The sequence below is a fragment of the Acinetobacter halotolerans genome, from assembly GCF_004208515.1.
GTDB lineage: Bacteria > Pseudomonadota > Gammaproteobacteria > Pseudomonadales > Moraxellaceae > Acinetobacter > Acinetobacter halotolerans.
The window spans coordinates 42,478-54,799 of the sequence record NZ_SGIM01000016.1 but is presented as its reverse complement, the minus strand read 5'-3'; the positions used below and the strand labels follow the sequence as shown (position 1 = coordinate 54,799).

Here is a 12,322-nt window from a genome sequence, read left to right as displayed (position 1 = left end):
TAACCATATGCTCAGACGGTTTTGTCTATTTGTGACAAATTTTGTCTCATTTTATTGCAGCTTTATGTTCTAGCGACTATTCATTGATACAGACAATAAAAATCATTGTTCACAACCTCTAAATATCGTCAGTAAGTTTAAAGAACAATAAAAAATGCTCCTTAATATTTAGGAGCATTTGTTTAGACAAGCAGTTTACACAAATCGAATCGGTTTAAACTCAGGTTCATTTTTGTGATGATCATCATCACACTCCTCGCCTTCTTCTTTCGTACCACGATCGATATAACCACTACGCTGTTCTTCTGGAAGGTTTTCCATTTCCCATGCATACACAGCTTGCATACAAATTTCGCGCTGCTCTTTGGTCAAAGCGATACCATTTGGCCATTTACCAATTTCAACGGCAGTTTTTAGACGCTCAACAATCTCAGGATTTAAAATAGCGAGCATTTGTTCAATATTCATGAGTCGTCCTGCTGAAAAGATTCAAAGTCTTGGTTCCATCCCAATTTGGTACGACATGCCATATAAAAGTCATAGCCAGGCGGATGTAATAAGCTAAGTTTAAACGGATGTTTACGAATATGCACACTATCCCCGACATTTAGTGCAACACTATGTTGGCCATCTGCACTCACCATTGGTAAAACACGATTTTCTCGAATAACAATTTTGATCTCACTTTGACCACCGACAACAATGGGGCGAGATGACAATGTATGCGGGTGCATCGGTACTAAAGCAATTGCATCCATACTTGGATGCACAATTGGTCCACCACCTGAAAGCGAATATGCAGTTGAACCTGTTGGTGTCGAAACAATTAAACCGTCACTATGCTGACGATATACATACTGCCCATCAATATTCAGCTCAAAATCAATCATATGAACAGATTTACCTGAATGCAGAACGACATCATTGAGCGCAATAGCATCATAAATCGTTTCACCATTGGTACGAACTTCCATTTCTAGTAAGAAACGGCGATCCAATTGGAAATGACCTTGTAGAACTTGATCGAGTTTAAAAATCGCTTCAGCTGGTTTAATGTCAGTTAAAAAGCCCAATCGACCACGGTTAATCCCGATTACAGGTGTATTATGCCGCACTAACGCACGAGCAGCATGGAGTAGCGAACCATCGCCCCCCACTACAATCACTAAATCAACAACTTCACCTAGTAAATTTCGACTAACAGTCTGCCCATGGCTATAGGGTACAAGTTTAGATGTTTCCTGATCAAAAACAGGATTTAAACCCAAAGTAATCAAATGATCATGGATTAAACATAACGTTTCTACAACAGAATATTTATCTGGCCGCCCAATTAGACCAATATTTCGAAAGGATTTATGTGAAATTTGCACGAAAAATTTGGCTCCGCTGCGATTCCCGCCTATCATATCACTAACAATCATTGTTGCGTTGATGATTGATTAAAAAGTATAAAAATGTCTATTCATTATTTTTATACGATGAATATCAATAGTTTCTGAATTTTTTTATTGCATGTTGCTATTTATTCACAGTTTTGTGATTGCAAATTACTTATAAGCTATCGCATCATTACCCCCATTGTTTTGGTTTTAACGCAAATCTATGAAGTGTGAACGTGGTATCGGTTTTATAACGCTAATTTTTTCGATTTTAGTGATTGGTATTTTTGTTGCCTTTAGTATCTACCTAATTCGGTTAGATAGTATTATTCGTAATAAGTTTGAAGGCCAGCGCTGGGATATTCCGGCTAAAGTTTTTGCTCGTCCTCTAGAGATTTATGCGAATGCGCCTATTACTCAAGACAATTTCGTTCAAGAATTGAAATTATTGGGTTATAAGAATACATCGAACTACGATAAATCAGGTAGTTATGTCACGCAAGGCAATAAGTTATATGTCCACACTCGTGGTTTTGACTATGGTGATAGTACCGAACCTGAACAAGTACTTGAAATCGGTTTCTCAAGTGATCGTGTTGGAGATATCCGTTCGACTAAGCCGTCAAGTACGGGAATCGCACGCTTAGAGCCTTTATTGATTGGCGGTATTTATCCACAACATAATGAAGATCGCGTACTGATTAAATTAGATAGAGTACCAAAAACACTCATCGAAGCATTAATTTCAACAGAAGATCGTAACTTCTACCATCATCATGGTGTTTCTGTTAGAGGAACAGCGCGTGCATTGGTAAGTAATGCGACAGGAGGTCGACGCCAAGGTGGTTCGACTTTAACGCAACAATTGGTAAAGAACTTTTACCTTTCTCCTGAGAAAACACTTAAACGTAAAGTAAATGAAGCCCTAATGGCTTTATTAATTGAGTTTCATTACAGCAAAGATGAAATTCTTGAAACTTATCTCAATGAAGTAAATTTAGGCCAGAATGGCAATTATTCAATTAATGGCTATGGCCTCGCTTCACAGTTTTATTTTGGCTTGCCATTGCGCGAGCTCAACATTTCACAACAAGCATTCCTAGTCGGTTTGGTTCAAGGTCCATCGTTATACAACCCTTGGCGCAATCCTGAAAATGCAAAAAAACGTCGTGATGTTGTGTTAAATAATATGATGGTGATGGGATATTTAACAGAAGCTGAATATCAAGATGAGATTGCACGTCCTCTAAATGTCATCAGCAAACCAACTTTAGGCCCTGCAAAATTCCCTGATTTCCTTGATATTGTACGTCGTCAATTACGCACAGAATATCAAGAAAGCGATATCACCAATCAAGGTTTAAGGATCTTCACCACCCTTGACCCAATTGCACAAACCAAAGTTCAAAACGTGTTTAAAAATTCTGTAGAACGTTTAGCACAAAGAAATCCAGCACGTTTGAAAAATTTACAAGGTGCCGTTTTAGTAGCACATCCTGAAAATGGTGAGCTGATTGCAGCCGTCGGCTCAACACAAGACTTTACAGGTTTTAACCGTACACTTGATGCAAAGCGTCAAGTTGGCTCCCTCTTGAAACCTGTCATTTATCTCAATGCAATTGAATCTGGTCGCTATACTTGGGCGAGTCCGATTGAAGATACTGCGGTGAATATCCCGATTGATGGTGGTAAAGGTTGGTCACCAAAGAACTATAGTGGTAATGAAAATGGGGTTGTGCCAATGCAGCAAGCTTTGGCGAATTCTTATAACCTTTCTACTGTGCGCTTAGCGAATGAGTTTGGTCTATCAACATTTAGCAATAAGTTAAAGCAATTTGGTGTCAGCTCAGATATCCCAGCATATCCATCGATTTATTTAGGGGCAGTCAATATGTCACCGATGGAAGTGCTTGGCATTTATGGTAACTTTGCAACGGGTGGTTTCAAATATCCACCGCGTTCGATTCGTACTGTGGTTGATGCGCAAGGTCGTTTGCTCGATCGATATGGTTTAAATGTTCAGCAAACTATCGACCCAGCTGCCGCTTATATTTTAAACTATGGTTTACAACAAGTAATGCGCACTGGGACTGGTCGCTCTGCGTACAACAGTTTACCTGAATCATTAAATCTTGCTGGAAAATCAGGTACAACCAATGATACCCGAGACTCTTGGTTTGCTGGTTATTCAGGCAATCATGTTGCTGTCGTTTGGTTAGGTCTAGATGATAACAAAGTGACAGGTTTAACAGGTTCTTCTGGAGCGCTCCCAGTTTGGACCAATGTGATGAAACAACTTCGCCAAGAACCTGTCAATCTACGCCAAACAGACAATGTACAATGGCAGTGGATTGACCGTACCAGCGGCGATCTTTCTGCTCAAGGTTGTGAGGGAGCGATGTATATTCCACTGCTCCGTCAAACTGTGCCGCGTCGTGCAACGCTCTGTGGGCAATCTCATTACGAAGTTGAACCAACCTATATGCCTCAAACGGATGGAGCAACTGATGATGACAGCATCGGTAATTATATTCGTGAGACTGAAAACCAAATGGATACAGATTTATCCAATCACACCTCTACACGCGTTATTTCAAGCGGTAGTTATAGCGGTGATAACTAATCTTAAAGGATGATTGGACATGATTAAGAAAGTAACTTTCGCTATTGGAATACTTATATTAACTGGCTGTACGACTACACCAGATCGCTCAGCGCCTCAAACACCACCGCCTAAGGCCACTGCTGATAGCGAGAAGAAGGTTAGCCCTCCTTCTTCTGGTGTCAAAGTTATCCCTTATGACCATAAAGAGATTAAGCGCCAAACTGTGCCTGTCATCGTGCCTGAGCAAAAAGTTCAGCAACGATTTAGTAACGATGGTTCACAGTTACCTGCTTTTAGAACACTTATGCAAAAAACCCAAACGGCGTATAAGCAAAAGCAGTTTACAGAAGCAGAACGTTTTGCACTTCAAGCTCAACGTATCGCGCCTCAAGCGGCGGAGACCTATTTATATTTAGGATTAATCGCAGATCAGCGTAAACAATATGCAAATGCTGAAGCACTGGCTCGTCGTGGTATCACTTATGCGCAGAGCAATAGCATGAAGAAGCAACTCTGGTTAATCGTTCTCCGTGCCAGCGAAGCACGCAACCACCCTGTAAAAGCCCAAGAAGCGAGAAGAGCGATTCAAGGGCTATAAGCTTCTATTCAATTTAGTGATTCAAACTGTCGAATTCCAGCAAGCCCATAAGCGTGATGTTTTTGGGCTTGTTCTATATCTTCAGGAGCCACTCCCCCCAAAGCAAACACAGGCAGATGGCTTTCCTTTGCTAATTCGCTGAAACCGGCCCAACCTAATATCCTTGCATCAGGGTGGGTTTCTGTTGCATTCACAGGACTTAACAGCACTGCATCACAACCAATCACGTGAGCATGCTGTAAAGACACTGCATCATGGCATGCTGCAATCAAACGTTTTCCTACAGGTAGCTCACCTTTTTTTAAACTTAATAATTGTGATTGTTTTAGATGGATCGTTTGTATTTTAGTTTGAAGTACGGTAGCTAATTTCTGCCAAATATCAAAATTAAGCATTAATTTTTGAAGTTGCTCATCAGATAAAGTGAATAATTGTGCTTCGATTTGATCAACATCTTGAGGCTGCATACGCCAATACAACAAACAATCACTTTCAGGCAGTGCCATGAGTTCCGAACTGACTTTAATCAAGTGCGGCCACATTAACCTTTGAACAATCTGCGTATTCGCTTTAGGAAAGTTAAGCTCTGCTAACTGATCTCGACTATACCAAGTCCATGGTTGATGGATCAGATCAAGTAGCTCATCGGGGACATAAGCATGAAATAAATGTAAATGAACAATCACATCATCATATTCATGTCGTATCACATCAAAAACATGCCAATTTTTTATGCCTATACCGACTTCTTCGTATATTTCACGACGACACGCTTGTTCAGGCGTTTCATCCTGCTCAACCTTCCCACCAGGAAACTCATGTTTATTGCCTTGATGTTGACTCGCCTGTCGCCATCCCACCAATATTTTTGATTTATGTAATAAAATTGCGATCGCAACATGGACTGTATTTTTTGACATTAGCGTCTGAAATCTCTCATCTTTAACTTGCAATTTTAAGTAATTTGTTCAGGCTTTCACACGTCTAAAACAAAAATAATAAATGATTTTGTAAATCCACAAAATTTACGTTGACAGGTGTATTCGATAATGATTATCATTTAAAACATTAAAAGACATACCACGGAGCATAACAAATGAACGCACCATTTAACCTTTTCACTCGTAGCACAGACTCAAACCATTCATTACCAATGCTACATTCAAACAACCTTTTTGCCTTAGGACGTGAAATCCGAATTATGCATGCTGGAGAAGAATATCGCTTACGTTTAACTCGCAATAATCGTTTAATTTTAACAAAATAATAGAATAAAAATCGGAGAATAATAAACGTGGGAATAGCAGTATGTCAGCGCGTACTGCTTTTTTTTGCTTGTAAGAACATGATTAATTTAAAGGAACAACTCGTAGCACTTCCTCTAAAGTCGTTACGCCCTCTATAACTTTACGTGCCCCCGCAATCCTTAAAGGCTCAACCCCTTCTTTTTTCGCTTGAGCTTTCAAATCATTTAATGTGCCATTTGCACTAATCAAAGTTTTCAACTCCAAACTTACGGGCATAAATTCATAAATACCCACTCGACCTTTATATCCCGTCTGTCGGCATACTTCACAACCGACCGCTTTATACATGGTACTTGGCATGTCCATGATGTAATCGAATGTTAAGTGTTCCCATTCCTGCTCATTGATTGCAGTTTCTTGCTTGCAGTGTGGGCACAATTGACGCACTAAACGTTGCGCAAGCACACCAAGAATTGTGGCTGCGGTTAAAAATGGCTGCACACCTAAATCATGTAAGCGTGTCAAGCTTGATGGTGCATCATTGGTATGAAGCGTTGATAGCACTAAATGTCCTGTTAATGCTGCTTGAATTGCCATATTGGCAGTATCATGGTCTCGAATTTCCCCGACCATAATAATATCAGGATCTTGACGCATTAAGGCACGAACCCCATCGGCAAAGCCCAGTTCAATATTGGGATTTACCTGCATTTGGTTAAAGCTCGGCTCAAGCATCTCTATCGGGTCTTCAATGGTACATACGTTGACTTGTTCTGTTGCCAGTTGTTTTAAAGAGGAATAAAGCGTCGTGGTTTTACCCGAACCTGTAGGCCCTGTCACTAAGATAATACCGTGACTGTGCTGAGTCAGTGCTTGCCAGCTCTGTAATAAGTGCCCCTCAAAACCAAGCTGCTGAAAACTGCGAACCAAGACTTCTGGATCGAAAATACGCATTACCAACTTTTCGCCAAATGCCGTAGGTAAGGTTGAAAGACGTAATTCAGTTTCTTGACCTTTTGGGGTGCGTGTTTTTAAACGACCATCTTGAGGTTTACGTTTTTCTGCGACATTCATTCGACCCAATATTTTGATCCGCGAAATCACGGCGGTCAGTGTATTTGCAGGCATATTATAAATGGTGTGCAAAACACCATCGATACGAAAACGCACCTTGCCTTTGTCTTTTCTTGGTTCTAAGTGAATATCGCTTGCGCCTTGTTCAAAGGCAAATTGCAGCACCCAATCCACTAGCTTCACAATATGTTGATCATTCGCATCAGGGGTTTGCGTATCCCCTAACTGTAATAGAGCCTCAACACCTTTATTATCACGATCAAAAGCACTGGTATTTTGTGACGAGTTTACAGCACGACTGACTTGATAATATTCATGCAGATAACGTTGTAATTGTTCAGGATTTAATAAAACTCGCTCAATCTTTTTAGGTGCCAAACTACGCTGTAAGTTATTTTCCCATTCCGAAGTAAAAGGTTGATCCGTACCAATCAAAATACGATCTGCATGTACTTCAACAGCCAAAATATGATTTCTAACCGCGAACTCTTGCGACATCACACTGGTTAAAGCAGCGACATCCGCTTTTAAAGGATCAATCACGAATAATGGCAAAGCTGCCTTTTCCGCCAACCACTGACACAAACGATGCAGAGTTAGCGTTGCAGCAGGATTTAACTGATCTTTTATATTAAAATTGGCAATCCATTGTAAGGGATGCCATTTCAATTGTTCTTTTTGACGGTGTGTGGTTTGGATTAACAACTTATCTCGTTCAGTAATACGACCATCTTTTTGCAGTTGCTCTAAGCACCAAGTCACATCAATCGTAAAAGAAAAGTTTGCAAATTTTGCCTCAGCTTGCATGACCGTAATTTCCCCAAATTTATGAATCATTTATATTTTTAAATTAAATTATAGTGGACTGCTCTACACTCACCACTGTGACATTTTTTTCATCGACTGTAAAACGAATATTCAGGTTAGCGAAACGCATCCCATACACCCGCTCAGCATCTTCTTGATAGGCTGGACGAGGATCTAAAGATAACACTTGTTCAAGTTCATCTAATATCTTTTTATCTAGAATAGCCTGATTTAACAGTTGTTTTTGCTGTAGCGAAGCAGTTTCTGCCCATATGACGTCCTTACGAATCGGCTCATCTTGAGCATAACCACTGATTGATCCCTCAATTGCATCTGAATATTGAATATAAGGCTTAATATCAAGAATTGGTGTGCCATGTAATAAATCACTACCTGTGACGTACAAACGAATCACTTTTCCGTGCTTCTCGACACGAAGAAAACGAACCACCGATAAGCCGATTGGTGATGGACGATACATACTTCTCGTCGCAAAAACACCTATTTTTTGGTTACCACCGAGACGTGGCGGTCGGACTTGTGCACGAAATTTAGGCGTTTGATTCTGTCCTCTATCATTTTGTTTATTCTCATGAAACTGCCACAATAACCACAAATGACTAAAATCATCGATTCCCTCAAACGCTAAAATATCATTATAAGGTTCAACCATCTCAATGTATGACTCGATTTGTACCAAATTTGGTTGTCTCGGGATACCGAATTTCTCACGATAAGGAGAATGCATATAACCGATAATCGGCATCATTACAGAGTTACTCATCACTTTTTCTGATAAACACAATTAAATATATTCAGTTTATCGAGAATGATTTTAGATTAGAATAGCAATCTGTTTCTTTTATCTGTGATCGAGACCTTTAATGGCTGCTTTTAACGTTGAACGCATTACTCATGTTCACCACTGGAATGACACTCTTTTCAGCTTTAAAACTACACGCGATACGAGCCTACGTTTTAAAAATGGTCAGTTCGTGATGATCGGACTTGAAGTGAATGGCAAGCCTTTAATGCGTGCTTATTCGATCGCAAGTGCGAATTATGAAGAAGAGTTAGAATTCTTCTCAATTAAAGTCCAAGACGGTCCATTGACCTCTATCTTACAAAAAGTACAAGTGGGCGATGAAATCCTGATTTCTAAAAAACCGACAGGTACTTTAGTACACGATGATTTGCTACCAGGTAAAAATTTATATCTTTTATCTTCTGGTACAGGGCTTGCACCTTTCCTTTCCTTACTTCGTGATCCTGAAACTTACGAAAAGTTTGAGAAAGTCATCATGGTGCATGGTACGCGTTATATTTCAGAACTTGCTTACCAAGACCTGATTCTCAATGAGCTTCCAAACCATGAGTTTTTTGAAGAATTAGGCATCAAAGATAAATTGATTTACTACCCAACTGTAACGCGCGAACCGTTCCACACTCAAGGTCGTGTAACGACAGCGATTGAGACTGGTGAACTGTTTGAGAAAATTGGTTTACCTCGTTTTAATCGTGAAACTGACCGCGCAATGCTTTGTGGCAGCCCAGCTTTCCTAAAAGATGTAGCTGCGCTACTTGATCAGCATGGTTTAGTCGAATCACCACGTATGGGCGTGATGGGTGATTACGTGATCGAACGTGCTTTCGTCGAGAAGTAATTTTTGAATTAGATATAAAAGAAACCGAGTCAATTGACCCGGTTTCTTTTTATTAATTAAAACCTTATAAATAAAAGATTGATTTTAACGCAATAGATTTAGGCTGCATCTAGAGTAATCAATCTCTCAATATAGTACCAACACTCCTCAATTTCGGTGTGGTCTTTGGTGACTTTTGCATACGCAGTCATACCATCTAGGATATTTATATACATTGAGGTCAGTACGTGCGGTTGAAAGACCTTTGCTTTCTCAAACAAATCTTCAAGTAAAGCCATCAACCACTCTCTGTACGCCACAATAGGGCCAATAATGGATGGGTACTGTTGTAAAATTTCCAATGATGCTTTTTGAAACATACATCCATGAAAATCATCTGAATTGAACCATCCTAAATGCCAAAAGTAGACTGCTTTAATTTTACCTAAGTAATCATCTTCCTCGAGTAGATTGATTTCTTTCTCAATTGCTTCTTGAATACTTTTGTTTCTCCGAGATAAACATTCTTCGATCAAATTTTCTTTGGAAGGAAAGTATTTATAGAACGTCATTTTTGCAACGTTTGACTCAGCAATAATTCGATCTACACCTACCGAACTGAAACTATGACGATTAAAGAGGTTTAGAGCCGTTGCAATAATATCTTCTTTTTTTGACATTTTATTATCCTTTTTAGAATTCTTTAAAAAAAATTAATGTATTATTTAGGCGTGGTTTATAAGCTGGACAATTCTGGCAACCATGCTTTTTCATATTATATTAAGATCATTAAAGAAAATATAAGTTTTTCCTTATTATCTTTCTTATAAATTAAGCAAAAATGAGGTTATAAACAAGCTGATTTGTAAAAAATTTTTTCTATTTCTAAAAAAATTAAAATATATTGTGCATTAATTCACCTTTTAGTGCAATTTTGATTAATTATCAATCTAAATTACGATTATTTAGCTTATTGAAAAAATTGATTTCACAAAAAATTCATCTTATATTTAATTTATCCAATAAAAATATCTTTGGTTGGGCCAATAGTTACATTCATAATCAACCAAAAAAATCGAACTATACCATTGGAAAAGCAATAATATTTATTAATTCATTGAGTAAAAACTATGCCAAAAAAATTTGATAACTTTGACAACCCTAGACAGAAAGCTATAGACGGAATGAAAAATAGTATTTCTGCCGATGTATGGAACAAGAATCTGAATTTTCTGAAGACACTACGAGCAGAAATTTCAAATCACCCTGTCTCTACACATCCAGCCATCCAACTTTTAAATGACGGTTTAATTGATAAGGAGACTTTAAAACACATCCACTTAGAATATCGCCATGCAATTGTACAAGTTTTTACTGACGCCTTACTAATGGCACAATTTCAAACGAAACAATTAGAACCTCGTTTATTATCTGGTTCTAAAATGTACCCTCGTTTTTTATTAAATCTTAATATATTAGATGAATTTGGTTTCCGTCCTGCATTGGATAAAAATGAATATTATTCGGGAAATCCTGAATATGCACATTATCCACTATTTGAAGATGTTCTGGATGATTTTGAATTAACTCAGGCGGAACGCAATCACTATTTACCGTCAATCATCGCACAAAAAGTTCGTGCTTATTTAGAAAACTCCTTTCATTGCTATCGTTCAGTTACTGCACTGTTGGCTGTGGCAGAAGAAGAAGTGATTTTATTTAGTCCTGCGTTGCGTCAAGCAACCCATTGTGTTGGCTTTGATGTAAGTAGCGGATATTATCACGTGCATGGGGTTTCACATGATGCAAGCTCAGAAGCCGCAGATGATGACCATGAAGACGATTTATGGTTCGTTCTTGCCCAAGCATGTACTGAAGCTGATTATGCATCTATTCGTAAAATTTGTTTTGATTACTGTGATCTATGGCAACAATTTTGGGATGAACAAATTGCTAGCTATCAATATGAAGCAAACAGAAAGTTAGCTTAGAATTAAAAATCAATCAAAGGTCATCTCCATTTTTCTTATGGAAAATGACCTTTAAATTTTAATTAAAATATCAGCGATCGATGTGCTGCCACACCTGCCATTGTCCCATCGCCTACAGCAAGTGATATTGAACCGCCCAATCGTGCTACATCCCCACAGGCAAAAATACCAGCCACAGATGTTTCTTTCAGCGCATTAGTTTTAATCATCTCACCCATTGCATTTTGCTCTATTTCACAACCTAGATTGGTTATCCAATCTTGAGAAATTAAACATTGAGTTGTGACAAAAATACCATCTAGTGGAATACTGTCCTCATTTTCAAGAATGATCGTACTCTCTCCAACAATTTCCTTAATAATCCGTTGTTCAATAATGACACCGCGCTGAATAAGTTGTGTCTGTATTTCTGCCTCGATTTTTTGTCCATTTAAAAAGAAAGTCACACGCCCCCATTCAGGTAACATCATCGCCATATGTGCAGCGTGTTCTGAGCTGGCAATAAGACCAATATTTCCTTGGTTGAGTTCATAACCATGACAATATGGACAATGAAAAATACTTTTGCCCCAACGCTGCTCAATTCCTTTAATATCAAGTAGTTGATCTTTCACACCTGTTGCTACAATGATTTTTTTCGCATTGATCGCATGTTTTTCATCAATACAAAGATGAAAGTTATCATCCTTCCTTTCGACTCGTTTAACGGATCCTTCCATCCAATCAACCGTTTTATACTGAAGTAGCTGTTGCTTTCCAATCTCGGCTATTTCACTCGCTGGAGTGCCATCTTGCGTGAGAAAGCCATGTGAATGATCTGCAAAACGATTTCTGCGTTGCCCTGCATCAATAACCACAACACGCCTTCTCGCTCTACCTAAAGGGAGAGCTGCTGCTAAGCCAGCATAACTACCACCAATAATCGCAACGTCGTAATTCATTTCAACACCGTTAAGTAACTTTTAAAGTTACACT

General features: G+C 38.8%; 12 protein-coding genes. 5 read left to right on the top strand and 7 right to left on the bottom strand.

Annotated elements, in window-relative coordinates; all coding sequences use genetic code 11:
* Window positions 1–195: 195 nt before the first annotated feature.
* Together EXE30_RS14815 and EXE30_RS14810 are read right to left on the bottom strand one after the other, a co-directional pair.
* Window positions 196–468: a YeaC family protein gene (locus tag EXE30_RS14815; protein WP_004911635.1), complete on the bottom strand. Its 273-nt coding sequence runs from the start codon at window positions 466–468 to the stop codon at window positions 196–198.
* Complete coding sequence (locus tag EXE30_RS14810) at window positions 465–1,373, bottom strand: NAD(+) kinase (RefSeq protein ID WP_171407389.1); 909 nt, start codon at window positions 1,371–1,373, stop codon at window positions 465–467. The genes EXE30_RS14815 and EXE30_RS14810 overlap by 4 nt, the downstream gene beginning before the upstream one ends.
* A 232-nt stretch (window positions 1,374–1,605) precedes the next feature.
* On the opposite strand from EXE30_RS14810, the gene mrcB reads away from it, so the two are divergent.
* Together mrcB and EXE30_RS14800 are read left to right on the top strand one after the other, a co-directional pair.
* On the top strand, window positions 1,606–4,005 hold the full coding sequence (gene mrcB / locus EXE30_RS14805) for a penicillin-binding protein 1B (protein ID WP_130163062.1): 2,400 nt from the start codon (window positions 1,606–1,608) through the stop codon (window positions 4,003–4,005).
* A gap of 19 nt (window positions 4,006–4,024) precedes the next feature.
* The gene (locus EXE30_RS14800) at window positions 4,025–4,585 is read left to right on the top strand and encodes a tetratricopeptide repeat protein (protein ID WP_130163061.1); all 561 of its coding nucleotides are present in this window, start codon (window positions 4,025–4,027) and stop codon (window positions 4,583–4,585) included.
* Between the two features lie 8 nt (window positions 4,586–4,593).
* Here EXE30_RS14800 and EXE30_RS14795 read toward each other — a convergent pair whose 3' ends face one another.
* A complete protein-coding gene (locus EXE30_RS14795) occupies window positions 4,594–5,505 on the bottom strand; it encodes an NUDIX domain-containing protein (RefSeq protein ID WP_130163060.1) in 912 nt (303 codons plus the stop codon).
* Between the two features lie 176 nt (window positions 5,506–5,681).
* Here EXE30_RS14795 and hemP point away from each other — a divergent pair, with 176 nt between their 5' ends.
* Complete coding sequence (gene hemP, locus EXE30_RS14790) at window positions 5,682–5,852, top strand: hemin uptake protein HemP (RefSeq protein ID WP_130163059.1); 171 nt, start codon at window positions 5,682–5,684, stop codon at window positions 5,850–5,852.
* A gap of 82 nt (window positions 5,853–5,934) precedes the next feature.
* Here hemP and EXE30_RS14785 read toward each other — a convergent pair whose 3' ends face one another.
* Window positions 5,935–7,713, bottom strand: coding sequence for a GspE/PulE family protein (locus tag EXE30_RS14785; protein ID WP_130163058.1), 1,779 nt, complete (start codon window positions 7,711–7,713; stop codon window positions 5,935–5,937).
* A 43-nt stretch (window positions 7,714–7,756) separates the two neighbouring features.
* Window positions 7,757–8,497 carry a tRNA (N6-threonylcarbamoyladenosine(37)-N6)-methyltransferase TrmO gene (gene tsaA, locus EXE30_RS14780; protein WP_171457384.1) on the bottom strand — a complete coding sequence of 247 codons (741 nt, stop codon included), beginning with the start codon at window positions 8,495–8,497 and terminating at the stop codon, window positions 7,757–7,759.
* 100 nt (window positions 8,498–8,597) lie between these two features.
* Between tsaA and EXE30_RS14775 the strand changes: the two genes are divergently transcribed.
* A complete protein-coding gene (locus tag EXE30_RS14775) occupies window positions 8,598–9,377 on the top strand; it encodes a ferredoxin--NADP reductase (RefSeq protein ID WP_005197395.1) in 780 nt (259 codons plus the stop codon).
* A 98-nt stretch (window positions 9,378–9,475) separates the two neighbouring features.
* On the opposite strand, the gene EXE30_RS14770 is transcribed toward EXE30_RS14775, so the two are convergent.
* Window positions 9,476–10,036, bottom strand: coding sequence for a TetR/AcrR family transcriptional regulator (locus EXE30_RS14770; protein ID WP_130163057.1), 561 nt, complete (start codon window positions 10,034–10,036; stop codon window positions 9,476–9,478).
* A gap of 450 nt (window positions 10,037–10,486) precedes the next feature.
* Here EXE30_RS14770 and EXE30_RS14765 point away from each other — a divergent pair, with 450 nt between their 5' ends.
* A complete protein-coding gene (locus tag EXE30_RS14765; RefSeq protein WP_130163056.1) occupies window positions 10,487–11,347 on the top strand; it encodes a hypothetical protein in 861 nt (286 codons plus the stop codon).
* A 62-nt stretch (window positions 11,348–11,409) separates the two neighbouring features.
* Here EXE30_RS14765 and EXE30_RS14760 read toward each other — a convergent pair whose 3' ends face one another.
* Window positions 11,410–12,288, bottom strand: a complete 879-nt coding sequence (locus EXE30_RS14760) for an NAD(P)/FAD-dependent oxidoreductase (protein WP_130163055.1) — start codon at window positions 12,286–12,288, stop codon at window positions 11,410–11,412.
* Window positions 12,289–12,322: the final 34 nt, after the last annotated feature.